Genomic DNA, 26,464 nt, shown 5'->3' with positions numbered 1-26,464 from the left:
TCGCCTTCGTCGGGTGGTGCCGTGGGGGTGGGGGGAGTGTTGGGGGAGGTCGAGGGACCGCGGCGGTGCCGCGGGCCGGGAGGGGGCCCGGCCCGCGACACCGCCGCTTTCGGGTCGGCGGAGCGCTACTTGTACGCGGCCGCGATCGCGTCGTCGACGGCCTTCGCAGCATCCGCCGAACTCTGCTGGCCCGAGGCGACGGCCGAGAGGGAGTCTCCGAGGGCGGTCTGCACGTCGGCGCTCGAGATCTGTCGGGCACCGATCATGTCGGAGAGGGCCGGCCCCTGTGCCTCGAGCGCGGACTTCTGGGTGTCGGTCACCACGTCGCTCAGGTCGAGCGGCACGGAGGCGAGGGCGGGCTGTTGCACGCTCTTCGCCATGAGCTCCTGGCCGGCGTCGCTCGCGCTGAGCCACAGGGCGAAGGTCGCCGCGGCGTCTTTCACCTTGCTGCTCGAGGCGACGGCGAAGCCCACATCGGGACCGCCGAACATCGTTCCCGTCTTTCCACCGTCGACGACCTGCGGGAAGAAGTAGGGCACGAACTCGGTGTCGGCGAGCGCGGGGTCGCCGTAGGTGTCGACGTACTGGCCGAGTCGTGTCTTGGTGGTGTCGGAATTCTGCCAGCTGCCGAAGGCGATCAGAGCCGCCCCGCCCTTGTGGAACGCGTCGTTGGCGTCGGGGTAGGCGGCGGCTCCGAGGGCACCGTCCTGGAAGATGCCGTCATCGAACATGCTCTTCCACACGTCGAACGCCTCGATGAACTCGGGGGTGTCGAACGAGGCGTCGCCGGAGACCGCGTCGTAGAAGTCGCCGGGCGCGATCTGGTTGATGATCGACTGGTAGACGTCGATGTTCTGCCAGGAGTCTTTCGCTCCCTGCTCCATGCAGTCCTTGCCTGCGGCCTCGACAGCGGCGCAGAACGTCTTCAGTTCGGCCGCGGTGGTGGGCACGGTCAGTCCGAGCGAGTCGACGAGCGTCTGGTTCGCCCAGACGAGGCCTCCACCCGTGATCATCCACGGAACGCCGACCTGCTTGCCGTCGACCGCGAGCTGGTCCGTCGCCGTGAGCTTGTCCGACCAGTCCGCGCCAACCGTCTCTTCGAGGTACGGGGCGAGGTCGGCTGAGAGCGGGGCGAACTGCTCGGTGAGCGCGCCCACCTGCGTGCCGAAGACATCCGGCCCCGAGCCCGAGGTCAGGGCCAGCTGGGTGGCGCTCGTGTAGTCGGCGAACTGGATGAAGCGGTGGTCGATCGTGATGTCGGGGTGTTCTGCCTCGAAGGCCTTGATATACGGCTCGGCCGTCGTCTCGTCGGGGTTCCACGACCAGAAGGTCACGGTGGTCTTGCCGTCGGTCGGGGTGTCGCCGCCGGTGCTGCACGCCGAGAAGGCGAGCGTTGCGGTGACGCCGAGGGCCAGCGCGAGCGCTGCCCGTCGTTTCGTGATGCGGGTGATTCTCATGGTGTTGTCGTCCTCCAGTTACTTCGGTGTATTCGGGAAGAGCACCCTTGCGGCCAAGGGTACGTATGGATGCCCTGTCGGGGCAGGCTTCAGCCGCGATCCGGCGCGAATGCGTTCTCGATCCAGAGCGCGCTCGGCAGCTCGACCAGGCCGATGACCCACTCGGCTGCGGCTCGTTCGGCGGGCGGCTTGCGTACGGCGATGACGAGGTCGTGCACGCCATCGCCCAGCGTGAAGTCGTGGGTCTGGCCGACGGGCGCGGCGTGGGGAGCAGGGAACATGTACTGGCTTCCCTGGGCCCCGAACAGGAACTCGTCGTCGAGCCAGACCCTGAAGTGCTCGGTGCTGTTGAACATCAGTCGCACGTTCTCGCGGCCGCGGCCTGTCAGCGAGTAGCGGAGAACGAGGATGCGGTCCTCGAACTCCTCGCGGGGCTTCGTGACCCACGTGCCCGGAAGGGTGGCCGGGGCGAAGTCGACCTGCGCGGCGGGTGACGCGGAGCCGATCGGCGGCAGTTCTGTCTGGTCGCGGATGTCCCACTTGCCGAACATCGTGTTGTACCAGCTGAGCTGCACGGGGATGGCGTGCGAACCGGCGTCGAAGGCGGGGAGCTCGGGCTCCGGTGCTCGGCCGCCGAGGCGTTCGGCCAGGTCGATAACGAGGTCGGTGAAGCCGTCGATCGTGGCGGGGGGAGTGATGCCGGTGATCTCGTCGTTGAGCACGAGGTCGCGGCCGATGGGGGCGAGCCACTTCTGGTCGATGGAACCGGGGTCGAGAATTCCGAGCAGGGCGCCGAGCGAGGCGGTCGACGAGTCGCAGTCCTCGCCGCAGTTGTTGGTGATGCAGATGCGCTCCGAGAAGTCGGCGCCGGCGAGCCAGCCCAGCACGACGAATCCCGTGTTGGGACGTACGTCGGTGAAGTCGCTGCGCCCGTAGCGTTCCATGATGCGTTCGCGCACCTCGAGCCAGTCGAGACCTTCGGCCACCCAGGCGCGGGTGTCGGTGACGACGGCGTGGATTCCGCTGTCGGAGGGGATGCCGGCGAGTGCGCCGTCGAGCAGGGTGTCGGGGTCGGACTCGACGAAGGCCAGCGACTGCAGTCTGGCCAGGAACTGGGCCGCGACGATGCCGTCGCCCGCGTGGTCGAAGCACGCGTCTTCGTAGGCGTAGGCAGCGGCGAGGTCGGGATCTCCCGGGGCCAGGCAGGCCCAGAGCTCACTGCGGATGGCTGCCCCTTCGCCGCAGGTGAACCAGTTGTCGAACGACCCGGTAAAGGGAGGCCGCAGCCCCTCGGCGAGGTTGCGCATGCCGACTCCGTACTCGTTCCACGGGAACTCGACGTGATCCGCCCAGGAGGCGGCGAGGATGTGCCGGTCGACCACAGGGGTCTCGAGGCCGTCGATGATGCACGCGTAGAGCACCTGCAGATCGAGGTCGTCGTTGGGCACCATCTCCTCGGGAACGGGGTAGTAGAAGTCTGCGGACAGGGGCCCGGACAGGCCTTCGAAGGTCTGGCCCAGGGTTCCGCCCACGGCCTTGCCCAGCCAGCAGCCCAGGATCTTTTCTCGTGACGCCATCGTCAGGTGCCTCTCATCAGTAAGGGTTCGGCTCTCGGCCGGATTTCGATCAATCTTTTCTGAAACGTTCTATGAAACGATTCATGAAACGATTCACGAGTTATGATTGCACACGCCGGAGACGGTGACAAGAGCTTTATCGAATCGTTGCCCGCGGAGCCGCTCGGGGGCCGATGGTGGGCTCGGGGAGGGCAGCACATGGTCGTGAGCATCCGTGACGTAGCCGAGCACGTGGGAGTATCCCTGGGAACAGTCTCCAATGTGCTGAACCGACCGAACACCGTCAATGCCGACATGGTGGCCCGAGTCCTCGAGGGCATCCGTGAACTGGGCTACGTGCGCAACGACGCGGCCCGCCAGCTGCGTGCCGGCAACAGCCGCACCATCGGCATGATCGTGCAGGACTCGAGCAACCCGTTCTTCGCAGACATGGCACGCGGCGCGGAGGACCAGGCCGAGGTCGGCGGTCGTATGCTCATCGTCGGCAACTCCCACCAGAGCGCAGAACGCGAACTGCGCTACATCGACCTGTTCGAGGAGCAGCGGGTGCAGGGTGTCTTTCTGGCGCCGATCGACGACCTGACCGAGCGCCTCAAGCAGCTGCGACAGCACCGCATCGCCCCCGTGCTCGTGCAACGCCGTGTGAGTCTCGACGACTTCTGCTCCGTCGCCGGAGACGATGAGCACGGCGGATATCTGGCGGTGAAGCATCTCCTCGACATCGGCCGACGACGCATCGCCTTCGTCGGAGGGCCCGTGAGCATCATCGGTATCGAGGATCGCCTCACCGGTGCCCGCCGAGCTGTCGACGAGGTCGCCGACGCCACCCTCGAGGTCATCGACACGGCCGAGCTGACCGTCGGAGTGGGCCGGAGTGTGGGCGAGCAGATCCTCGACCGCGATCGCGGTCGCAGGCCCGACGGCATGTTCACCGCCAACGACCTCGTGGCCCTCGGACTTATCCAGGCCTTCGTCATGTCGCACAGCGTCCAGATTCCCGACGAGATCGCTCTTATCGGCTATGACGACATCGCCTTCGCCACCGCGGCCGTCGTGCCGCTGTCGACTATCCGCCAGCCCGGCGCCATGTTCGGCGTCATGGGCGTCTCGTTGATTCAAGAAGAGGTCGATTCGCCCGACGGCCACACGCATCGGCAGGTTCTCTTCCAGCCCGAACTCGTGGTCAGGGAGTCGACGGCGGGCTTCGCCGACCCGGAGGCGTGACGAGGGCCCGGTGATGAGTTCCTCGGCGCTGACCAGCGTCGTGGCCGGGCGATCGGCGGGCGTGGCCCTAGGGTGAGAACCATGTCAGCGTCGAGCGTGAGAGACGTCGCCCAGCGCGCCGGCGTCTCCGTCGGCACGGTGTCGAACGTGCTGAATCATCCCGAGAAGGTCTCGCCCGCGTCGGCGGAGCGCGTGCAGCGCGCCATCGACGAGCTCGGCTTCATCCGCAACGACGCCGCCCGGCAACTGCGCAACGGTCGTAGCCGCACCATCGGCATGGTCGTTCTCGACGTGCGCAACCCGTTCTTCACCGACCTGGCCCGCGGAGCAGAAGACGAGGCCTCGCAGTCCGGGCTCACCGTGACCCTCGGCAACAGCGACGAGGATCCGGCGCGCGAGGCCACCTACCTCGACCTGTTCGAGCAGCAACGGGTCTACGGGGTCGTGATCTCGGCCTACGCCGACATCAGCGAGCGCCTCTCCCGTCTGAAGAAGCGCGGCATTCCGGCCGTGCTCGTCGACCGGTCGAGCCCCGACGGAGCGTTCAGCTCGGTGTCGGTCGACGACCTCGCCGGCGGACGGCTCGCGGTCGAGCACCTCCTCTCTCTTGGTCGGCGTCGGCTGGCCTTCGTGGGCGGCCCCATGGGCATCCGCCAGGTCGCCGACCGACTCGAGGGCGCCCGCGCGGCCGTCGCGGGGCATCCGGATGCCTCGCTCGAGGTGATCGAGATCGACGCGCTGAGCGTTCTGGCCGGGCGCGCCGCGGGAGCCGACATCGTCGGACGGGCGTCCGGCGATCGGCCTGACGCGATCTTCGCGGCGAACGACCTCGTCTCGATGGGACTGCTGCAGGCGTTCGCGATGCAGGGTGCCGACGTGGCGGTTCCCGGGCAGATCGCGCTCATCGGCTACGACGACATCGACTTCGCGAGCGCCGCCGTGGTGCCGCTGTCGAGCATCCGGCAGCCGAGCGCGCTGATCGGCAGGACCGCGGTCGAGATCCTGCTGGCCGAGGCGGAGGACCCGTCGGCGCCTCCGCAGCAGGTGGTGTTCCAGCCCGAGCTCGTGGTGCGGGCGAGTACCGGCGGCTGACGCTAGCGCAGTCTCCCGTTTCTCATTCAGGAGGAGAGCGTTGCCGCCGCCACTATCCACTCGGCAGCGCTCTCCTCCTGAATTAGTGACCGTGCACCCGACATGCCTGTCGTCGGCACGGCAGTTGACACGTTTCAATATGTGTTCGAAGATGAGAGAGTGCCGCACTCCAGGGCGCGATCACAACGACGTGCACTCCGCGAACAGCGGGCCAGACGGCACCTCACGACGACGAGAGAGAGACCGAGTGAGCGAGACTTCGCCAGCCCAGGCGACCGAGGCGACCGAAGCAGCCGAGGCCCAGTCCGCAGAGGCCCAGTCCACAGAGGCCCAGTCCACAGAGTCACGACCGACCGTGGCCCTCGTGGGCACGCTCGACACCAAGGGCGCCGAGTACCAATGGATGTCCGATCAGCTCGCCGCCCTCGGCGTCACGGTCGTGGCGGTGGATGCGGGCATCCGCGACCCCCACGGCTACACGGGCGCCGTCGCGTTCCCGCAGACCGCCGTGGCCGAAGCGGCCGGCACCACGATCGACGCGTTGCGTGACGGCGACGACCGGGGTGCGGCTGTGACCCGAATGGGAGAGGGGGCCGCCGCCGTGCTCGCGCAGCTCGTCTCCGACTCTGGAGTGCACGCGGTGCTCGCCCTCGGCGGCAGTGGCGGCTCGGCGATCGCCGCCCGGGCCGTGCGCGATCTTCCCATCGGTCTGCCGAAGCTCATCGTGTCGACCATGGCCTCCGGAGACGTTTCTCCCTACGTCGGTGCCAGCGACGTGACCATGATGTACAGCGTCGTCGACATCGCCGGCATCAACCAGATCTCGCGCAGCGTGCTCGGCAACGCGGCCGCGGCGGCAGCGGGGATGGCTGCGGCGTACGCGGGGCGCGGGGGCGCTTCGACAAGCGGCGCTTCGACAGGCTCAGCGAACGACGGCGGCGCTTCGACAGGCTCAGCGAACGGAGGCGGCGGGGAGCGACCGCTCATCGGCGCGTCGATGTTCGGGGTCACGACCCCGGCCGTGGATGCCGCGCGCGAGCGACTCGACGAGCTCGGTTACGAGGTGCTCGTCTTCCACGCCACAGGCTCCGGGGGCAGGGCGCTCGAGGCGCTCGCCCGCTCGAACATGCTGGCCGGGGTGCTCGACCTCACGACCACCGAACTCGCCGACGAGCTGGTCGGGGGTGTCCTCACGGCCGGACCCGACCGGGTGACCGCGGCCGGAGCATCCGGAACACCGCAGGTGGTCAGCCTGGGCGCCCTCGACATGGTCAACTTCGGACCCGAGGCGACCGTGCCGGCGCCGTTCGCCGATCGGCACTTCTTCGTGCACAATCCCACGATCACGCTGATGCGCACGACCGTCGACGAGAACGCCGAGCTCGGCAAATCGCTCGGCGCCAAGCTCGCCGCGGCCGAGTCGCCGACGATCCTGATGATCCCCCGCGGGGGCGTCTCGGCTCTGGATGCCGCGGGCCAGCCGTTCCGCGACGTGGCGGCCGACGAGGCCCTGTTCGAGAACGTGACCGCCGCCGTGGAGGGATCCGCCGTGACCGTGCTCGAACTCGACGCGAACATCAACGATCCGCTGTTCGGTCGACAGGCCGCAGACGAACTGCACGCGCTCATCACGAAGAACTGAACGACTGAACCGAAGGACACCGACATGGACAGAGCCACCGCACTCGAGCGCCTGCGCGCCACGATCGCCCAGGGCAAGCCGATCATCGGCGCCGGAGCGGGCACTGGAATTTCGGCCAAGTCGGCGGAGGCCGGCGGCGTCGACCTGATCATCATCTACAACTCGGGCCGCTACCGCATGGCCGGCCGCGGCTCGCTGTCGGGGCTGCTGGCTTACGGCGACGCCAACCAGGTGGTCGTCGAGATGAGCCGCGAGGTGCTGCCGATCGTGCGCGACACCCCGGTGCTCGCGGGCGTGAACGGCACCGACCCGTTCCGCATCATGGAGAACTTCCTCGACGACCTCAAGCGCATGGGCTTCGCCGGGGTGCAGAACTTTCCCACGGTGGGACTCATCGACGGCGTCTTCCGGCAGAACCTCGAGGAGACGGGCATGAGCTACGACCTCGAGGTCGACATGATCCGCCTCGCCGCCGAGCGCGAGCTGCTCACCTCGCCCTACGTGTTCGACGTCGAATCGACGATCGCGATGACCGAGGCGGGGGCGGATGTGCTGGTTCCGCACATGGGATTGACCACCGCCGGCACGATCGGCGCCCACACGGCCCTGACGCTCGAGGACTGCGTCGGCCGCGTGCAGGAGATGCGCGACGCGGCCGTGAAGATCAACCCCGACGTGATCGTGCTCTGCCATGGCGGCCCGATCGCCGAACCCGAGGATGCGGCCTACGTACTCGCCAATACGACCGGTGTCGCCGGGTTCTTCGGCGCATCCAGTGCCGAGCGACTGCCCACCGAGCGCGCCATCAAGGCCCAGATCGAAGAGTTCAAGAACATCACGTTCTAGCCCTTCGACAGGCTCAGGGAACGGACCGTTCCCTGAGCCTGTCGAAGGGCATCCGCCCCCGCAGAAGAAGGAGTTTCACGCATGACCACATCAGCACAGTCCGGCCGTCGCCCCGACGAGGTTCCCACCCGCACCTTCGGCTGGGGAACCATCAAGTGGCTGGTCACCCCGCACCTCGACGAGGGAGCCCAGCTCACCGTCGGAGAGGTCATCATCTACCCCGGCCAGGGCCACGCGCCGCACGACCACCCGGGCGAGGACGAGGTCATCTACGTCATCTCGGGCGAGGGCGAGCAGACGGTCGGCGACGGCCCCGCGTTCCCGATCCGCGAGGGCGATGCGGTGTACATCCCGAAGGCCACGCAGCACTCCACCTACAACACCACCTGGCGGCCCCTGCGTCTCTCGGTCACGTACACGCCCGGAGGCGCCGAGACCGGCCTCGACGGTCTGCCCGACGCGCGCATCCTCGACCCCGGCACGGCACCGCTCTGGAGCCAGTCGAACTGATGCCGATCATCGCGCCGGGCTCCTGGCTCAACCCCGATACGAAACCCGACTGGACGGGCATCGCCTCGATCGGGCGCTTCGTCGTCGCCACGGAGGGCGGCCGGTTCGAGCGGCACCACCACGACGACGACGAGGTCTGGATGATCTGGGAGGGCAAGGGCAAGATCCTGCTCGAGGGCTCCGAGCACTATGTGCAGGCGGGTGACATCGTGCTCACCCAGGCCGGCGACAGCCACGACATCGTCGAGGTCTACGAGACCCTGCGCGGCTTCTTTCTCGAGAGCGGGCTGCCGGCCGGCGGTCTGGTCGGCCACCTGCACGAGAGCGAATCGGATGCGGCGGGGCACGACGTGCCGGCCGCGCCGGTTCCCGCAGATTTCCCCGCCCGCTGACCCGACCGCCTCCCGTTCCCTGAGCCTGTCGAAGGGAAGAACCTAAGAAAAGGACACCCCCATGCGCATCGCCGTCACCGGAAGCTCCGGCAAACTCGGACGGGCCACCGTCGACCGACTCCTGACCGACGGCCACGAGGTGATCGGCTTCGACCTCGCGGGCTCGCAGGCGGCCGACCCTCGACTGCGGTTCACGACCGTGGACTTCACCGACTACGGGCAGACGCTCGACAGCATGCTCGGGGTCACCGCGCGACACAGCGGAATCGACGCGCTCGTGCACCTCGCCGCCATCCCCGTGAACGGGCTGGTGCCCGACGCGACGACGTTCCACAACAACGTCACGGTGTCGTTCAACGTGTTCTTCGCCGCTCTCCGCGCGGGCATCACGACCATCGTCTACGCGTCGAGCATCACCGCCATGGGCTTCCCCTTCGACGAGGCACCGGCATCCCTGCCCCTCGACGAGAATGTGAGTGCGGCGAACAACACCTACGGCCTCGGCAAGGTCGTCGAGGAGGCGATGGCCGGGCAGTTCGTGCGCTGGAACGACGAGCTCTCGATCACGGCGCTGCGCTTCACGAACGTGATCACCGCCGAGGAGTACGGCAGCTTCGAGCGCGCCGGCGATCCCGCGTATCGGCGCGATCTGCTGTTCAGCTACATCGACGCGCGGGACGGCGCAGCCGCCGTCGCCCTCGCGCTCGCCGCAGCCGAGCCCGGCTTCGAGGTGTACAACATCGCGGCGTCCGACACCGGACTGTCCATTCCGTCGGCCGAGCTCGCCGAGATCACGTTCCCCGGAACCCCCGTGACGAAGTCGCTGGGCGAGTTCGAGACGCTGATGTCGATCGACAAGGCGCGCGAAAGGCTCGGCTTCGAGCCGGAGCACCTCTGGAGAGAGGGCTTCGCGGCGCTCGCGTGACGAATTCAGGAGGAGCGGCCGTCCGCCGCCACTATCCACGCGGCAGGGCTCTCCTCCTGAATACGTAGCGCACCCGACCGAGGTGGCGTCGACGGCAACATGCATGCCCCACGAACGGTCCGCCGCGAGCCGCCTACTCCTCCGTGAAGATCAGCCTGTCGAGCGCGGCGTTGCGGAACGCGCCCGTCGGATCCCACTCAGCGGCCAGAGCCCGGAACTCGGGAAGCCGCGGATACAGCCGTGACAGGGTCGCGGCATCCACCGTGTTGAGCTTGCCCCAGTGGGGTCGCGCGTCGAACGGCGCGAGCGCCTCTTCGATCTGCGGCAGCAGGGCCAGAACGGCGTCGGGCTCGTTCTTCCATGTGAAGTGGATGATGAGCGAGTCGCGCTGGTAGGCCATGCTCAACCAGAGGTCGTCGGCCGCGGCGGTGCGCAGCTCGGTGATGATCAGGTGGGGAGCGATCTTCTCGCCGAGCGCCCGCACGGCGCGCAGGGCGTCGCCGCCCTGGGAACGTGGAACGAAGTACTCCGTCTGGATCTCGTCGCCGTTCGACGGGATGCGGTCGAGTCGGAAGTGCGGTAGCCGCTCGAGCCACGGACCGGGCTTGCCGCCCTGCTCGTTGAGGTTGTCGTCCGAGGTCTCCCACAGCGAACCGGCCGAGACGATGTCGCGCTTCGCGCCGTTCCACTCGTCGGGAACGTCGACACCGGAGTCGAGCCGGGTCTTCACCCAGAAGTTGGCGATGGTGTCTTCGACCCAGTCGGTGAACACGCTCACGCTGTAGCCCAGCGAGGTCACTCCCTCGACGTCGTCGAGCAGCACGTCCCAGGGCAGGCCGCGGAAGACATCCTGCCGAACCTGGAACGACGGCTGGATGTCGAGGGTGATGCGTACGACCACGCCGAACGCCCCGAGGCCCACGACAAGGCCGTCGAAGCCGGGCTCTCCGCGACGGACGGTGCGCAGCTCGCCGTCGGCCGTCACGAATTCGAGCGCCGAGACCGCGGTCGAGAGCACGCCGTTGCCGTTGCCCGAGCCATGCGTTCCCGTGGCGATGGCACCCGCGATCGAGATGTGCGGCAGCGAGCCCATGTTGTGCAGGGCCCAGCCGTTGTCTTCGAGGTAGCGGGCCAGAATTCCGTAGCGGGTGCCCGCGCCGACGGTGACCGTGCGGGCCTCGTCGTCGAGAACGAAGTCGGGCTCGATCTCGGTGACCGTCACGAGCAGGGCGTCGGTGTCGGCGATGTCGCTGAACGAGTGCCGGGTGCCGAGTGCGCGGATCCGTTCGGCCCCGGCGACGAGGGAGGACACCTCATCGATCGTGGTCGCATCGATGATGTCTGCGGCCTGGTATTCGAGCGTTCCCGCCCAGTTCAGCTCGGGTTCGTTTCTCACGCGGTTCCTTCGGTCTCGATTCTCCAGTCGCCCGACGTGAGCGACAGGGTCGCGGCCGACGCATCCGGTGAGATGGCAGAAGCCGGCTCGCCGTTGACAGCCACCGTTGTAGCGTACGCGGGAAGAGTCACCACAGCAGACGTATTCGCCGGCACGGTCACATGAATGCGCGTGCTCTGCGCGCCTCGATCGATCCGCAGTGAGATGGTGCCACGAGGGGAGGCGAAGTCAGCGCTCACCGATGCGAACTCGCCCGTGTAGTCGGGGTCGACGGCGAACACCCGGTAGGCCGACTCGAGCGAACGCAGGCCGAGTACGCCGCGCCAGAAGTACTCGAGGGCATGGCCGAGCATGTCGTGGTTCTTCGACCGCACCTCGTCGGCCCAGAACTCCGGCAGGGTCGTCTCTCCGCGGCGGATGAACCGCATGTAGCTCGGGTGCTCCTCGCGGCGGGCCATGCGCATCCAGATGTCGCTGCGCTTGAGGTCGGCGAGCTGCAGGAACAGGTACCGCATGCCGATCTCCCCCGTCTCGAAGGTGGCCTTCGCGGCCTCCGCGACGAACGCCGCCTCCACGTCGGCCCTGTGCTCCGCGGGCACGAGGCCGAACTGCAATGCGGCGGCCTGGTTGACCGCGGTGATCGAAGTGGGCAGGCCGTCGCGATTCACGTAGCGATAGCGGCCGGTCTCAGGGTCGGCCTCCAGCAGGTGGTCGTTGTACACCCGGGTGACCTCGGAGGCCTTGTTGCGGTAGGCCACGGCGTCGGCCAACCTGCCGAGCCGGTCGGCGAACGAGGCCATGATGCGCAGGCAGTCGATATAGATCGCCGTCTCGAGATTCGCATGCCCGTTGCCGTATGCGCCGCTGACGCCCCAGTCGCCGAGGCCGTGCCGGATGATGCCGCCGAGAACCTCCTTGCCCTGCAGGTAGCTCATGTAACGGGCTGCCGCCGGATACGCCTCCGCCAGTATGCCCGTGGAGTCATACGCGTCGACGAGGAACTTCGGCAGGTAGACGATCGCGCTGCCCCACGCGATCGAGTCTCGGAACGGCCCCGTCATATAGCGGATCTCGGGTGCCATCGTCGGCACGAGCCCGTCGCTGTCCTGCGCTCGCATCACGTCGCGAAGGATCTTCGTGTAGAGATCCTCGACGTCGCGGATGTACTGCGTGCCGTTCGCCAGCAGGTGCACCACTTCGAGCCAGCCGAACTTCTCGATCTGCGGGCAGTCGGTGTGCAGGCTCTGCAGGTTGCTCGCGAACGTCGGCTCGAGCACGGCCAGGATGGCGTTCGCGTCGTCGACGTCCGTCGTCATCGTGCCGGTGCGCGCCGAGGCGCTGGACACGAAGTGGCCTCGCACGTCGGTGATGCGCGGCAGACCGCTCGAGCCGTCGTCATCCATCGGGGCGACGCCCTCGAGCTGCACCCAGCGGGCACCCGCATACGAGAAGTCGGGCTGCCACGTCTCGGGCTCGCCGGTTCCCGCGAGGGTGAACGTCGAATAGACGTGGGTGCCGAACTCCGAGAACTCGGGGTCGGTCATGACCAGTACGCCGTCGTCGCCGAGGGTCTCGCCGTAGCGCACCACGATCAGGTCTCCGGCGTTGCCCACCGCAGAGACCTCGACCATCGTCGACATGTTCTGGCCCAGGTCGAAGACGAGGGTGCCCGGGCGCGGTTCAGTCACCTCCACGGGCGTGCGTGTTTCGATCGCGGTGAGTGCGGGCTGCGACTGGTAGCGCAGATGCCCGCGCGGGCCCTGAATGAACGACGCCTGACGCCACTCGGAGTCGTCGAAGCCGGTCGCCGTCCACCCGGTCGGGAAGAGTCTGCGGTCATGGTCCTCCGACGCGTAGACGTTCGCCAGCGTCGTGGCCGATTCGCGGATGCGCCAGCTCTGGTCGCTGATCACCGTCTCGCGGCGGCCGTCGGCGTACGTGAGGTGCAGCTCGGCCACGAAGGGGAGCTCATTTCCATAGCGCACGTACGTCTTGTCCTCGTAGAGCGGCCAGAAGAAGCGGTCGCCCTGCTCGCCCGCGTAGAAGCCGTTGCCCACGTGCGCGCCGAGGACGTTCGGCCCGGCCGTGATGCGGCCCGTGAGGTCGTAGGCCGCGTACTGCACGGTCTGGTGGTAGTCGGTCCAGCCCGGGTCGAGACGGTGATCGGATGCGGGCGCGCCGTTCGCGAAGAACTGCAGGTGGCCGAGACCGGTCGCGAAGGCGACGGCGCGCACCGGCGTCTCGTCGAGCTCGAATGCGCGCCGCACGTAGAACGGCCTGTCGCTCGTCGTGCCGATCCAGCGTCCTTTCCACCGCGCATCCGGGTCGGCGAACCAGCTGCGGAACAGCAGGCTGTCGTCGGGCATGATGTCGCGGTTCGGGCTCAAGGGGGGAGCCGCGTGCGAGTTCTGGTAGCCCGTGTGGAAGGTGGCCGGCTCGCTCGTTGACTCGCGGCCGCGCTCGTCGCGCACGGCCACCCACCAGCGGTAGGCGGTCGTCGGCAGCAGGGGCTCCTCGGGCTCGAGTGCGATGTCGCGGGTGGCGTCGCAGTCGACCCAGTCGCTGTCCCAGACGGCGCCTCGAGGGTCCCCCGGCGCATCCATCAGGTCGAGCCGGATGCGGTACGCCGTCTGGCGCGCACCGCGTTCGGGGCTTTCGACTTGCCAGTAGACGCGCAGCTCGGGTTCGTCGACGGCGAGCGTCTCTGCGAAGCCGTGGATGCCGAGGCCGGTGACGTGCATGCAGGGTGCCTTTCGCGAAACGGACGCCGTTGAAGCGCTTCAATAGCCGAGTCTAAGCTGATCGCCCCTCGCAAGACAAGATGGTCCTGCCCGGCGCTGAGAGGGCGAGCACGAACCGACGCGAAGTGCTGTCTTCTGACGGGAATCAGAGCAATTCGGGGCGGATCGCGACGGCGATCGAGGCTGCGGCGGCGCTCAGCGGTGGCCGAGGGTGCTCTCGCGCTCGAGGATCGAGGGGCTGAGCACGGTCGTGCGGTGCTCGTGCGAGGCGCCGGCGATCTCCTCGACGAGCAGCCGCACCGCCTCCACGCCCATGCGATAGCCCGGCGGCTCCACGGTCGAGAAGGGCAGAGGGCTCTCCCACGCACTGCGGTTTCCGTCGCTGCCCATCACGGCGACATCGCCAGGGATCGAGATACCCGGCATCGCGAGCAGCGACTGCAGGATGCCGAGGGCCAGCAGGTCGGTCGAGGCGATGATCCCGACACGGCAGGCTGCGGCGGCCCAGGCTGCACCATGCTCGGAGCCGACGGCGCGCCCCTCGGCGGCCGTGACGGCATCCACCCGCACGAGTGACAGCTCGACGCCCGCCTCGGATGCCGCACGGGTGGCGCCCAGCTGACGATCGCGCACGGGCTGCAGGCGCTCGGGCCCCGCCACGAACACGAGCTCGCCCACACCGGTCGAGAGCAGGTGGCGTGCGGCGAGGTAGCCGTCGAGCACGTTGTCCATCAGAACGGTGCAGCACTCGATGAGCGGGTCGCTGTAGTTGACGAGCACCACCGGCCGGCCGTGGCTGCGCACGCGTTCGATGCCCGCGCGAGAGTCGTGCATCGGGGCGAGCAGCATGCCCTGGGTTCTGGCCTCGTCGAAGAGGTCGAGGTAGCGGTCCTGCTCGGCGAGGCTGTCGGCGCTCGATGCGATGAGCAGGCTGAGGCCGTGCTCGCGCGCTTCGGCCTGCGCGCCCTTCGACATGTCGACGAACAGGCTGTTGCCGAGGTCGGGAACGATGAGAGCGATGCTGTCGGTCGAGCCTCCGGCCAACGAGCGGGCGTTCGCGTTGCGCACGAAACCCAGCTCTGCGATGGCCTGCTGCACACGCAGTCGTGTCGACTCCGCCACGCGCTGCGGGTGGTTGAGAACGTTCGAGACGGTGCCGAGGGCGACGCCGGCCGCCGTCGCGACATCCTGCATGCTGGGTTGCGCAGCTCGCGCGGACTGCTTCGCCTCGTCAGACATCCGCTCGCCCTTTCGAATCACTTTCGTGAACTGCAGGAGAGTCTAGCGACGCGCCAGTGCGACTCCCGCGGGAACGCGATTGACGTGACTGCCGTGCTGCAGCGCGATCGGCTCGTGGCCCTCGAGCTCGAGCACGGCCGAGGCGCCCACGGGAACCTGCGTCTCGACCACGAGATCGTCGCCCTCGAACCTCCACGCGATCGAGACGGTGCCGTACGGCGACTCGTGCGTCGCCGAGGCGTGGGTGAGACCGCCGCCCGGCTGCGGTCGGAACGCGATGGTGCGGTAGCCCGGCTCGGCCGGGGCCAATCCCGCGACGACCCGGTGCATCCAGTCGGCGACCGCGCCCAGCGCGTAGTGGTTGAACGACGTCATCGTGCCCGGGTTCACTCGGCCGTCGGGCAGCTGGCTGTCCCAGCGTTCCCAGATGGTGGTCGCTCCCTGCGTCACGGCGTAGAGCCATGACGGGCACTCCTTCTCGAGCAGCAGGTCGTAGGCGGTGTCGACCGCGTCGGCCATCGTCAAAGCATCCGACACCAGCGGCGTGCCCGCGAAGCCGGTGGCGATGCGGTTGCCGGCAGCCTCCACGAGTTCCGCGAGCCGCCGCCCGGCAGCCGCCCGGCGGGCGTCATCCGGGATCAGGTCGAAGGTGATGGCGAGCGAGTAGGCGGTCTGCGCGTCGGAGGTGAGACGGCCGTCGGGCAGCAGGTACTCGGCGGCGAAGGCGTCGCGAACCTTGTCGGCGAGGAGGCCGTAGTGCTCGGCATCGTCGGTCTTGCCCAGAACCTCGGCGGTGAGACTGAGGTGCCGCGCGCTCCAGGCGAAGTACGCGGTCGCGACCAGGTACTTGTCGGTCGTAGCGTCGGCCGGGTCCTGCGGGGGAGCGGCGGGGTCGAGCCAGTCGCCCAGCTGGAAGCCCTCGTTCCACAGGTGGTCGTCGCCCGAGAGGCGGTCCATCAGGTCGACCCACCCCTTGGCGCTGTCGTACTGCTCGGCGAGCACGCCCACGTCGCCGTAGCGCTCGTAGAGCACCCACGGTGTGAGCACGGCGACGTCGCCCCACACGGCACCCGGGCGGACCGGTGTCCACATCTGGTGCGCGGGAATCGCGGGCACGTACCAGGGCACGGTTCCGTCGGGAAGCTGCTCGACGGCCACGTCCTTCAGCCAGCTTCCGAGGAAGCCCGACACGTCGTAGAGGAACGATGCCGTCGGCGCGAAGACCTGGATGTCGCCGGTCCAGCCCACGCGCTCGTCACGCTGAGGGCAGTCGGTCGGGATGTCGACGAAGTTGCCGCGCATGCTCCACACCACGTTCTCGTGCAGGCGGTTCACGAGTTCGTCCGAGCTGTCGAACCAGCCGGTGCGCTCCATGTCGGAGTGGTACACCCGGGCCACGATCGCGCCCCGGGCGACGGCCTCGCGAACGTCTCCGGGCCATCCGGCCACGTCGACGAAACGGAAGCCGTGCATCGTGAACCGTGGCTCCCACTCCTCGACCTTGCGGCCCGCGAGCGTGTAGTTGTCGGTCGAGCGCGCCTCGCGCAGGGGGCGAGTGTAGATCTCGCCGTGCTGCATCACCTCGGCGGTGCGCAGTGTCACCGTCTGGCCGGCCTCGCCCGACACCCGGATACGCACGCGCCCCACCAGGTTCTGGCCGAAGTCGAGCACGGTTCCGCCCGACGGGGTGTCGATGACCTCGACCGGCAGAACCTCCTGTGTGCAGCGCACGGGCGGCCCATCCGGGGCGGTGAGCGTGGCGGGGTCGCGATAGCGCACGGCGACGGGGGTCCACGCGCTCTCGTCGAACCCGGGGCTCGACCAGCCGGCCTGCTCGTCGCGCGCGTCGTAGTCCTCACCGTCGTAGTTGCCGGTGCGCACGATCGGACCGAACGCGGCGTTCCATGTTTTGTCGGTGGCGATCGTCTCGACGCGGCCATCGGTGTAGGTGACTTCGAGCTGCGCGATCAGCGACAGGTCGCTGCCGAAGAGGTTGCGCCATCCGCCGCGCCACCCCAGGCGGCCGCGGTACCAGCCGTCGCCGAGCCAGGAGCCGATCGCATTCTCGCCGTCGACCAGGTGTTCCGTCACGTCGTAGCTGTAGTAGCGCAGGCGCTGCGCGTAGCTGGTCCAGCCGGGAGACATGGCGTCGTCGCCCACTCGGCGGCCGTTGATCTCGACCTCGTAGAGGCCGTGCGCCGAGGCGTACAGGCGGGCGGATGCGACGGGCCCGGTCAGCGCGAACGCTCGGCGCACGAGCGCCGGGCGACGATCATCCGATTCGAATTCCTCGCGCCAGGCGCCACCGACCGGCTTGGCCACCCAGTCGGACGCGTCGAGCAGCCCCGTCTCGAGAGTGGATGGCTCGCTCCACTCGCCCTGAATGCCGTCCTCGCCGGTGAGGCGCACCCGCACCGTGGCCCGCTCGCGGGAGACGAGGTCGGGACCGGGCCAGGGAACGAGCACGGACTCCGTCGAGTCGACCCGGCGCGTGGCGGGGATGCCGTTGCGGGTGACCTCGAGCTCATAGCCGGCCTGCGCCCATCCGGGAGCGGCGGTGGTCTTCCACGACAGGCGGGGCCGGCGGTCTCCGATGCCGAAGGGAACGCGGTGATGCTCGATGGAGGGGGCTGATGGGGTGGCCGACATGGCATACCTCTGTCTGGGACGGTGAAGCTGAGGAAAGAGAACTGATGGCGACGGGAGCCCGTCGTCGGACGCGTTCGACTACCACCATCGAACGCATCCGACGCCGGGGTTCTAGCCCTTAACCGAACCGGCCGTGAGGCCCTTCATGATCTGCTGGTTGAGGAACAGGTAGAGGATCAGGATTCCGCCGGTCGTGATGCAGATCGCGGCGAAGAGCGGTCCGTAGTCGGTGGCACCGTACTCGCCCGAGAAGTTGAGCAGTCCGGCCTGGATGGTGTTGAGCGAGCGGTTGCTCGCGAAGGTGATGGCGATGAGCAGGTCGTTCCAGATGAGGAAGAACTGCACGAGGCCCACGGTGATCACGGCGTTGCGCACCATCGGGAAGCCGATGTACCAGAACGAACGCAGCATCGTGGAGCCGTCGATCGTGGCCGCCTCGAACACCTCGCGGGGGATCGCCCGGAAGTAGGTGGCCATCATGAAGATCGTCAATGGCAGGCCGTGTCCGGTGTAGATGATGATCAGGGGCAGCAGCGAGCCGGTGATGTTCAGGTTGAAGAAGATCGTGAACAGCGGCAGCAGGATCATCTGCACGGGGATCATGATGCCCGCGAGAATCAGCAGCAGGATGCCGCCGCGGCCCTTGAACACCATGACCTCGAGAGCGAACCCGCCGGCGACACCGAGGATCACGATGAGAGCGAGCGACGGGACGGTCGCGATGATGCTGTTCGTGATGGTCGTCGCCAGGTTTCCGGTGACCCAGGCCGAGACGTAGTTGCCCCACTCCCAGACCTCGGGCAGCGCCCAGGACGGGTTGTTCAGGAAGTCGGTGTTCGACTTCAGCGAGTTGATGAACATCCAGAACAACGGGTAGATCTCGATGATCAGCAGCACGCCGATCACGATGAGCACGGGAATGCGCTTGAGGAAGCGGATCGGTGCGGGCGTGCGTCCCCCGACGTCGTGCTTCACGAGGGCGGAGGTGCGGTCGAGGTTGTCGACGTTCGTCACGGTCATGGTCACGCCTCCTTAGATGGTGTTGTCGCGACGGGCGCCGCGGAAGATGAGGGCGGTCACGATGAGGCACATGATCGACAGGACGAGGGCGATGGTCGAGCCGTATCCGTAATCGCTGAAGGCGAATGCGGTGCGGTACATGTAGAGCGTCAGCGGCGTGGTCTCGTTGCCGGGACCGCCGCCGGTCAGGGCGAAGACCGAGTCGAAGACCTTGATGGTTCCGTTGATGCTGAAGATGATCGACGAGTAGAGGATCGGCAGCGACATCGGGAGGACGATGTTCTTGAAGAGCGAGAATCCACGGGCGCCGTCGATGCGAGCGGATTCGATGATGTCCTCGGGGATGTCGAGGAGGCCGGTGTACAGAAGCACGCCGTAGAAGCCCATCGATCGCCAGACATCCATGATCACGATGACGATGAAGGCGGTCGTTCCCGAACCCAGCCAGTCGACGCTGCCGAGGCCGACGTTCACGAGCAGCTCGTTGACCAGACCGTCTTTCGGGGCCGACTGGAAGAGCTTCTGGTAGAGCAGGGCGATGGCCACGGTGGGAACGACGACCGGGAAGAAGACGAGCGTGCGGATGATCGCCGACGACTTCTTGAGCACGAACGTGTAGAGCAGGGCGAGGCCGTAGCCGAAGACGACCTGCAGGATCGTGAGGAGCAGCGCGTACTTCACGGTGAAGCCCAGGGCGGCCTGCACATCCGGGTCGGTGAAGAGCCGGGTGAAGTTGTTGATGCCGTTGAACTCGAAACCCTCGAGGGCGTTGCCCTTGAAGAAGGTGTAGCCGAACGACCAGACCACGGGCACGAGGATGACGAGCGTGTAGACCAGCAGGGCGGGTCCGAGGAGGATGGCGATCGTTTTACGATCGCCCAGAACTGACTTCATGGGAGCCTTTCCCGTGGTAGGAGGCCGCCCGGGTGGTGGGTTCCCGGCGGCGGAGAGGGCAGCGTGAGGTGGGCTCTTCGTGGGGCCCGCCGCAGTCCGGTGCAGATCGGACGGAGACGGACCCCGCGAGGAGCGGGAGTGATGGTGGCGCTAGCCCGCGTCGAGGTCGGTCTGGAGGAGCTTCATGAAGTCCTCCGGGGTGAGCTGACCGGTGACCAGGAGCGACGCATTCTTCGAGGAGTCCTGTCCGGCCTTCGCGTTGAACAGCGCCTCGAACCACAGCACGCTCTCGGTGCTGCCGGCGATGCGGTCCTGCACATCGACGGTCAGGGCGGGCAGGTCGGTGACCGGCTCCTTCGACTTGAAGCCGGAGATGGCGCCCGACTGCTCGAGTGAGACCTGGCCGTAGTTCTCGGTGATGCACTTCAGCCAGTCGGCGACCTTGGGGGTGTACGTGTCGGCACCGAAGGTCTGGGGCAGACCGACGTTGGCGGGGTACTGGTCGATGCTGCCCTTGCCGCCCTCGACGGCGGGGAACGGCATGAAGCCGATGTTGTCGACGCCGACCGTGTTCTTCTCCGGGTCGTTGGCGCTCTCGAGGAACCAGGTTCCCATGTACATCATCGCGGCCTTGCCGGTCAGCAGCTCGTTGTAGGAGCTGTCGATGTCGAGCGAGGCGATGTTGTCGTCGAAGTAGCCCGCTGCGCCGAGGTCGGCGATGGCCTGGGCGGCCGCCACATACTCGGGATCGGTCAGCTTGGCGTCGCCATCGGCGACCTTCTGCAGGGCGTCGGGGCCGAGGTCGCGGAAGAGGTAGCTGGAGATGAGGCGCGTGATGGGCCAGCCCTGCTCGCCGGATGCCGTGAAGGGGGTGATGCCGTCGGCCTCGAACTGCGACGCGACCTCGACGAGCTCGTCGTAGGTCTGGGGCTCCTCGATGCCGCGCTCGGCGAACATCGTCTTGTTGTAGAAGATGCCCTCGATGTTGAACTGGAACGGAAGGAAGTTGAAGTTTCCGCCGTAGAGGTTCTTGATGGTCGAGATGGCCGCGGGCTCGATGTCGTCGAGAACGCCGAGCTTCTCGAGCTCGGTCTCGAAGTTAAGGAGCTTGCCGGCCTTGTCGAGCTTGGCGCCCTCTGCCGGGGTTCCGGCGGCGGCGAACATGACGGGGAGCGCGTTCTGGCTGGCGAGCAGCTGGATCTGGCTGTCGAGGTCGGCCTGCGGAATAGACGAGACCTCGAGCGGCAGGGCCGTGTTCTCGGTCTTGCACTGGTTCTCGGCGAGTTCGTTGAACACGGGCTCTGTGTTCGTGTTCTCGGTGTTCTTGAGGTACGTGAGCTTCGTGGGCTCTGAAGAGGATCCGCCTGCGGCGCAGCCGCTCAGGATCATGGTGCCGATGCCGACGGCAGCGAGTGCGGCAACGACGGGACGCCTGAGGCGTCGGCTGCGTGGTGCTGTGGTCACAATTCCTCCTTGAAGTGCGACGCCTCCTTTGAGACGTTTCAATTGGGGATGCTAGTTCGGCTTCTGAATCGTGTCAAGCGAATGGCCACTCCGAGATTGAATCGTGTCAAAGCGACCGTGGAGCGCTTCAATCCGGGGCCGCCCGCCTTGCCGGGCATCTCGACGGCCGCGCGCATCCGATCGTGGCCCTCTGGCCTGGTGTTTGCTACCATCATTCATTGAAACGTTACAAAGCCGGAACGCCGGTTTCGAGGTCGACGACGACACGAAGGATGAAGACACAGTGGTCAACGCACATTCAGACGAAGCACCGAACGGAACACTCGCGGGCAAGCGGGCGGTCGTGACCGGCGGCGCGGGCGCCCTCGGTCGGGTGATCGTCACGACTCTCGCGGCCGCCGGCGCTGACGTCGCGATCCTCGACCTCGACGCATCCGGGGCTGAGGCCCTGGCCGAGCAGGTGCGCGCCACGGGGCGTCGCGCACTCGGTGTCGGGGTCGACCTCACCGACTTCGAGGCCGTGCAGGCCGCGGGTGCGACGGTCGTCTCGGAATGGGGCGGCGTCGACATCCTGCTCAACGGCGCCGGAGGCGGAGCGGTCTCGTTCTTCCACGAGATGACGGCCCAGACCTGGAACACCCAGATCGAGCGCAACCTCACGACCGTCTTCAACGTGACGCGCGCCTTCCTCCCCTCGATGATCGAGCAGAAGTCGGGCCGCATCATCAACATCGCCTCCATTGCCGCGGTCTCAGGCGGTCGTCTGGTGCGCGGTGCCACCGCGTACGCCGCGGCCAAGGCAGGGGTCGTCGGGCTCACCAAGGCGCTCGCCATCGAGGTCGCCGAGGACGGCATCACGGTGAACGCCCTCGCGCCCGGAGCGCAGGCCACGCCCGGCCGCGACAACGACACCCCCGAGCGCCGCGAGGCCCTGCTCGACCAGATCCCCACCCGGCTGCTCGGGGAGCCGCAGCACCTGGCCGACACGGTGGTGTTCCTCGCGGGCCCGGCCGCCGTCAACATCACCGGACTCATCCTGCCGCTCGACGGCGGACACTCGATCTAGGAGCATTCGACCATGACGAAACGACTCGACAAGGGCAAGCACTGGTTCAACGAGGTCTACGGCGAGGGCAAGGCCGATGGGCTGATCGAGATGCAGACCGGTCTGGCGCAAGACCTGGCCCGCTTCGGCATCGAGTTCAACTTCGGCGACATCTACTCGCGCCCGGGGCTCACCCTCGCCCAGCGAGAACTGCTCACGATCGCCTCGCTCGTGACGATCGGCGGGCTCGAACCCCAGTTGCAGGGGCACACCCGCGGAGCGATCCGAGTGGGGTGCACTCCGACGGAGATCCTCGAGACGGTCATCCACACGGTGCAGTACTCCGGGTTCCCGAAGGCCCTCAACGCGATACGCGTCGTCACGGATCAGCTCATCGCACTCGGAGTCGAGATTCCCGAGGCTCTCGGCCCCGACGAGGACTGACGGCGCTCGCCGACCTCACCGCGCCCGTCAGGCGCATCCGCTGCCCGACGAGCGGGGGCGAACGTGCCACACGGGCGCGGATTCCATCAGCGCGGGCGGGGCGCCTGGGTTGTCGTGGTGCGGATGCGGTACAGGCTCGTCGAGGCGGTCACGTAGAGATCCCGGCCGGACGCCCCGCCGAAGCACACGTTCGACACCTTCTCGGGGACCGGGATGCGCTCCAGCACCTCACCCGTCGACGAGAGAATCTGCACGGAGTCCTCGCTCGAGGTCCAGATGCGCCCCTCGACGTCGACCCTGAAACCGTCGGATGCCCCGGGCCGCACCACGGCGAATTCGCGACCGTTCGAGCAGGTCGCGCCGCGAACATCCACGTCGTACGCCCTGATGTGCCGCGCGGCCGCCGAGCCCGCGTAGAACCCGGTGTCGGAGACGAAGAGCGTCTTCTCGTCGAGCGAGAACGCGAGACCGTTGGGGTGGATCATGTCGGTGATCACCGGGTCGACCGCGCCCGTGGCGGGATCGAGGCGGAACACGAAGCACCCCTCGTATTCGGGTTCGGCCGCGTGTCCCTCGCGCTCGGAGGGGTCGATTCCGTATGGCGGGTCGGTGAACCAGACGGTGCCGTCGGATGCGACGACGACGTCGTTCGGCGAGTTGAAGCGAACCCCGTTCCAGCGGTCGACGAGGGTCTGCGGAGGCGTGGAGCCGTCGATGCTCGTCTCGCGTTCGACGGAGCGTCTTCCGTGGCTGCACTGCACCACTCGGCCCTCGAGATCGAGCGTGCGACCGTTCGTGAACTCGACACCATCGCGGAACACGCGTGTCTCGCCGCTCGCCTCGTCGTACTGCAGGATGCGGTCGTTCGGGATGTCGCTCCAGCGCAGGCTGTTCAGCGGCTCGATCCACACGGGCCCCTCGCCCCACTCGGTTCCGGTGTAGAGGGTCTCGAGCGCGGCATCGTCGGCGATGAGGGAGGTCACGCCGCCATACTGCCAGACGGGGCCGCTCGCTCAGGAATGTCGCATCCGCGCCCCTGAGGCGCATCAGCTGCCGGGCGGCCGGTCGCGGATGCACCGAACGGGCGCGGACGCGGCCCGCGGACCCCGCGCCACGGGCGTCCACGTTGGAAATCGTGCGCTTCTTTGATACGTTTCAAAGAAGCCGGCGGCGAGATTCGTTCAGTAGGGTCGGCTGACGGCTGGATTTTGCCCGACAATGGCGCGGGTACGGAGGATTGATACGGATGACTCGACCACTCTTTCGACCCGGCTCGGTCGATGTGACGTGGAGAAGGTGACCTGAGACGTGGCTCGAGTAGGAATTCGCGAGGTCGCAAGCCTCGCCGAGGTGTCGTTGGGCACGGTGTCTCACTACATCAACCACCCCGACAGGGTGTCGCCGGAGAAGCGCCAGCGCATTCAGAAGGCGATCGACGACCTGGGCTTCGTGCGCAACAACGCCGCCTGGCAGCTGCGCCTGGGCCGCAGCGCCACCATCGCGTACATAGCGCCCGATGTGAGCAACCCCTTCTTCGCAACGATCGCCGAGGGTGTCGAGCGCAGGGCGGCAGCGGGAGGACTGAAGGTCTTCATCGCCAACTCCAACAGCTCGCGCGAACGCGAGGACAGCTACCTCGAGATGTTCGAGGCTCAGGGTGTGCAGGGAATGCTCGTCGCGTCGCACGAACCGGTCGAGGATCGCCTCACGCAGATCCGCCTGCGGGGAACGCCGTCGGTTCTGATGGGGCAGCGGGCGGCCTCGCCGGCGCAGCCCTCGGTCTCGCTCGACGAGATGAAGGGTGGATTCCTGGCGGTCAGGCACCTCATCGACATCGGCCGCACCCGCGTCGCCTATGTGGGAGGGCCGCTCTCGGTTCCTCAGGTCGGGGAACGTTACGAGGGCGCGCTCGCGGCGGTGCGGGAGAGCCCCGGAGTCACGATCGAACAGATCGACGCGGTGGACCGCACGATCGCCGAGGGTCGCGACGTGGCCGACCAGATCGCTGCGAGACCGGTCGAGGAGCGGCCCGACGCGATCTTCGCGGTCAATGATCTGATGGCGCTGGGGCTGCTTCAGACTCTCGTGGTCGAGCACGGCATCCGGGTACCCCAGGACATTGCGATCGTGGGCTATGACGACACGGTGTTCGGGGCCTCGTCGATCATTCCCCTCACCACGGTTCGCGGCCCGCACGACTCGTTCGGGCCGACCGCGGTCGACCTTCTGACGGCGGAGATCGCGGGGGAGGGGAGCGAGGAATCGAAGCACGTCGTCTTCGATCCCGAGCTCGTGATCAGGGCGTCGACGGTGACTCCCGCTGCGTCTTCGATGGCCGAGTAGGTCACCCTTCGACAGGCTCAGGGAACGGGCTGCAGGCTCAGGGAATGGGCGCCAGGCTCAGAGCAGAGAATCTGTTACACGGCCGACCCGCCCGCTTAACCGTCGTGAAACACGGTTCTCATACTCTGGCGACTTGCACACCCCGTTTCATCACAGCCCGAATATTCTTCTGGCCAATTTTGCAACTAAGTAGCATAATTCGAAACCAGCACCTGTTCCCTCCGCAGTCCCACCGAGATCTCGAGGAGCCACCCATGAATTCCCGTCCTCCGCTGAGGCGCTCGCGCCTCATTCCCCTCGCCGCGATTCTCGCGGTCACAGCCCTGGCCGCCACCGGATGCGGCCGCTCCAGCGACGGCGCGGCACCCGAGGCCGCGGGCAGCCTCGCAGACGGTCCGGCCACCGGAAAGGTCACCCTGTGGGCGCCGGACGGCGACGCCACCGCCCTCGACGAGGTGCTCAAGCCGTTCGAGAGCGACAACCCCGATGCCGACGTCGAGGTCACCCTCGTGCCGAGCGACGAGTACAACACCAAGCTGCAGACGGCGATCGCGGCCGGAACCGCTCCCGACATCGCGTTCCTCTACACCGAGGCGCAGACCCAGTTCCTGGCATCGGATGCCTTCGCACCCGTTCCCGACGGCGTGGCCGACTCCTCGTCGTTCTTCGAGGGCTCGTGGGATGCGGGCGAGGTCGACGGAACCGCCTACTCGGTGCCGTGGTACGCCTACACGCGACTGCTCATCTACCGCGACGACTTCGCGCAGAAGGCCGGAGCCACCCCGCCCGCGACCTGGGATGAGACGATCCCGTTCTTCCAGAAGCTCGAAGAGGGCGGAGCCGAGAGCGGCTACGGCGCCGACGTCGGCTGGGACACCTACAACGGACAGAACCTCGCGATCTTCGGCTATCAGGCCGGCGAGACCCTGCTCAGCGAAGACGGTTCGAAGTGGGAGCTCGACACCCCCGGCATGATCGAGGCGGCCGAGTTCAACGCATCGTTCTTCTCGTCGGGAGTCTCGTCGCCCGACACGCCCCAGTTCCTCGACACGCAGCCCTACCTCGTGGCGGGCAAGACCGGCTCGATGATCAGCGGCCCGTGGGTGATCTCCGGCCTCGACACCACTGCCGGCGAAGAAGGCTGGACCGCGGCGCACATCCAGACGGCGGTTCTCCCCGCGGGTCCGGATGGCAACGTCGGGCAGTTGGCCGGCGGAAGCTGGGCCGTCACGAAGAAGTCGGACAACGCCGATTCCGCCTGGAAGGCCGTGAGCTTCATGGCCCAGGAGGACACGCAGGTCGCCCAGTACGAGGCGGCAGGCAGCATGCCCGCCGTCGTCGCGGCGTGGAGCGACCCGTCGATCGCCGACCAGCCCCTGCTCAAGCCGTTCTTCGAGCAGCTGAAGAACGTGAAGCCCATGCCATCGGTGAGCACCTGGAACGAGGTCTCGACCATGCTCGGCAAGGAGCTGGAGCAGGTCGCCCGCGGCAAGGAGACCGCCGCAGAGGCGATGGCGAACGCGCAGAAGAAGGCCGACAGCATCGGTACGGGCACGGACTGATC

Annotated in this window: 21 protein-coding genes; 11 read left to right on the top strand and 10 right to left on the bottom strand. The window is 67.5% G+C overall.

Annotated features, from left to right (window positions below):
- Positions 1–125: 125 nt before the first annotated feature.
- Positions 126–1,457, bottom strand: a complete 1,332-nt coding sequence (locus tag ASF51_RS03135) for an ABC transporter substrate-binding protein (protein ID WP_055925023.1) — start codon at positions 1,455–1,457, stop codon at positions 126–128.
- Positions 1,458–1,546: 89 nt separating this feature from the next.
- Positions 1,547–3,034, bottom strand: coding sequence for an ADP-ribosylglycohydrolase family protein (locus ASF51_RS03130; RefSeq protein WP_055925020.1), 1,488 nt, complete (start codon positions 3,032–3,034; stop codon positions 1,547–1,549).
- 198 nt (positions 3,035–3,232) lie between these two features.
- Between ASF51_RS03130 and ASF51_RS03125 the strand changes: the two genes are divergently transcribed.
- The 7 genes from ASF51_RS03125 to ASF51_RS03095 all read left to right on the top strand — a co-directional run bounded on the left by ASF51_RS03125 (position 3,233) and on the right by ASF51_RS03095 (position 9,665).
- A complete protein-coding gene (locus tag ASF51_RS03125) occupies positions 3,233–4,258 on the top strand; it encodes a LacI family DNA-binding transcriptional regulator (RefSeq protein WP_055925017.1) in 1,026 nt (341 codons plus the stop codon).
- A gap of 81 nt (positions 4,259–4,339) precedes the next feature.
- Positions 4,340–5,350 (top strand): LacI family DNA-binding transcriptional regulator, encoded by a 1,011-nt coding sequence (locus ASF51_RS03120; RefSeq protein WP_055925015.1) that lies wholly within the window; start codon positions 4,340–4,342, stop codon positions 5,348–5,350.
- Positions 5,351–5,597: 247 nt separating this feature from the next.
- A complete protein-coding gene (locus tag ASF51_RS03115) occupies positions 5,598–6,992 on the top strand; it encodes a Tm-1-like ATP-binding domain-containing protein (protein ID WP_235497116.1) in 1,395 nt (464 codons plus the stop codon).
- A 24-nt stretch (positions 6,993–7,016) separates the two neighbouring features.
- Complete coding sequence (locus tag ASF51_RS03110) at positions 7,017–7,838, top strand: phosphoenolpyruvate hydrolase family protein (protein WP_055925012.1); 822 nt, start codon at positions 7,017–7,019, stop codon at positions 7,836–7,838.
- A gap of 81 nt (positions 7,839–7,919) precedes the next feature.
- Entirely contained in the window at positions 7,920–8,348 is a 429-nt protein-coding gene (locus ASF51_RS03105; RefSeq protein WP_055925010.1) for a cupin domain-containing protein, read from the top strand.
- Positions 8,348–8,740 (top strand): AraC family ligand binding domain-containing protein, encoded by a 393-nt coding sequence (locus tag ASF51_RS03100; protein ID WP_055925008.1) that lies wholly within the window; start codon positions 8,348–8,350, stop codon positions 8,738–8,740. Before ASF51_RS03105 ends, ASF51_RS03100 begins: the two co-directional genes overlap by 1 nt.
- Positions 8,741–8,801: 61 nt before the next feature.
- Positions 8,802–9,665 carry an NAD(P)-dependent oxidoreductase gene (locus tag ASF51_RS03095; protein ID WP_055925005.1) on the top strand — a complete coding sequence of 288 codons (864 nt, stop codon included), beginning with the start codon at positions 8,802–8,804 and terminating at the stop codon, positions 9,663–9,665.
- Between the two features lie 133 nt (positions 9,666–9,798).
- Here ASF51_RS03095 and ASF51_RS03090 read toward each other — a convergent pair whose 3' ends face one another.
- From ASF51_RS03090 to ASF51_RS03060, 7 genes are all read right to left on the bottom strand, one after another.
- On the bottom strand, positions 9,799–11,061 hold the full coding sequence (locus tag ASF51_RS03090; RefSeq protein WP_055925002.1) for a D-arabinono-1,4-lactone oxidase: 1,263 nt from the start codon (positions 11,059–11,061) through the stop codon (positions 9,799–9,801).
- A complete protein-coding gene (locus tag ASF51_RS03085; RefSeq protein WP_055924999.1) occupies positions 11,058–13,802 on the bottom strand; it encodes a family 78 glycoside hydrolase catalytic domain in 2,745 nt (914 codons plus the stop codon). Before ASF51_RS03085 ends, ASF51_RS03090 begins: the two co-directional genes overlap by 4 nt.
- A gap of 195 nt (positions 13,803–13,997) precedes the next feature.
- Positions 13,998–15,041 carry a LacI family DNA-binding transcriptional regulator gene (locus tag ASF51_RS03080; protein ID WP_200926077.1) on the bottom strand — a complete coding sequence of 348 codons (1,044 nt, stop codon included), beginning with the start codon at positions 15,039–15,041 and terminating at the stop codon, positions 13,998–14,000.
- A 42-nt stretch (positions 15,042–15,083) separates the two neighbouring features.
- Positions 15,084–17,690, bottom strand: coding sequence for an alpha-L-rhamnosidase (locus ASF51_RS03075; protein ID WP_055924996.1), 2,607 nt, complete (start codon positions 17,688–17,690; stop codon positions 15,084–15,086).
- Positions 17,691–17,801: 111 nt separating this feature from the next.
- Positions 17,802–18,710 (bottom strand): carbohydrate ABC transporter permease, encoded by a 909-nt coding sequence (locus ASF51_RS03070; protein ID WP_082479655.1) that lies wholly within the window; start codon positions 18,708–18,710, stop codon positions 17,802–17,804.
- Between the two features lie 12 nt (positions 18,711–18,722).
- Positions 18,723–19,604, bottom strand: a complete 882-nt coding sequence (locus tag ASF51_RS03065) for a carbohydrate ABC transporter permease (RefSeq protein WP_055924993.1) — start codon at positions 19,602–19,604, stop codon at positions 18,723–18,725.
- A gap of 150 nt (positions 19,605–19,754) precedes the next feature.
- Complete coding sequence (locus tag ASF51_RS03060; protein ID WP_235497115.1) at positions 19,755–21,068, bottom strand: ABC transporter substrate-binding protein; 1,314 nt, start codon at positions 21,066–21,068, stop codon at positions 19,755–19,757.
- Between the two features lie 283 nt (positions 21,069–21,351).
- On the opposite strand from ASF51_RS03060, the gene ASF51_RS03055 reads away from it, so the two are divergent.
- A complete protein-coding gene (locus tag ASF51_RS03055; RefSeq protein WP_055924990.1) occupies positions 21,352–22,134 on the top strand; it encodes an SDR family NAD(P)-dependent oxidoreductase in 783 nt (260 codons plus the stop codon).
- A gap of 12 nt (positions 22,135–22,146) precedes the next feature.
- Positions 22,147–22,557 (top strand): carboxymuconolactone decarboxylase family protein, encoded by a 411-nt coding sequence (locus tag ASF51_RS03050; RefSeq protein WP_055924987.1) that lies wholly within the window; start codon positions 22,147–22,149, stop codon positions 22,555–22,557.
- Positions 22,558–22,643: 86 nt separating this feature from the next.
- On the opposite strand, the gene ASF51_RS03045 is transcribed toward ASF51_RS03050, so the two are convergent.
- Complete coding sequence (locus tag ASF51_RS03045) at positions 22,644–23,540, bottom strand: SMP-30/gluconolactonase/LRE family protein (protein WP_235497114.1); 897 nt, start codon at positions 23,538–23,540, stop codon at positions 22,644–22,646.
- 325 nt (positions 23,541–23,865) lie between these two features.
- Here ASF51_RS03045 and ASF51_RS03040 point away from each other — a divergent pair, with 325 nt between their 5' ends.
- Together ASF51_RS03040 and ASF51_RS03035 are read left to right on the top strand one after the other, a co-directional pair.
- A complete protein-coding gene (locus tag ASF51_RS03040) occupies positions 23,866–24,900 on the top strand; it encodes a LacI family DNA-binding transcriptional regulator (protein WP_082479504.1) in 1,035 nt (344 codons plus the stop codon).
- 254 nt (positions 24,901–25,154) lie between these two features.
- Positions 25,155–26,462, top strand: coding sequence for an extracellular solute-binding protein (locus ASF51_RS03035; protein ID WP_055924981.1), 1,308 nt, complete (start codon positions 25,155–25,157; stop codon positions 26,460–26,462).
- The last annotated feature ends 2 nt before the right edge of the window (positions 26,463–26,464 follow it).

Origin of the sequence: Agreia sp. Leaf283, assembly GCF_001422485.1 — a bacterium.
GTDB lineage: Bacteria > Actinomycetota > Actinomycetes > Actinomycetales > Microbacteriaceae > Agreia.
The sequence above is the reverse complement of the archived record's forward strand: the minus strand, read 5'-3'. Positions and strand labels throughout refer to the sequence as shown.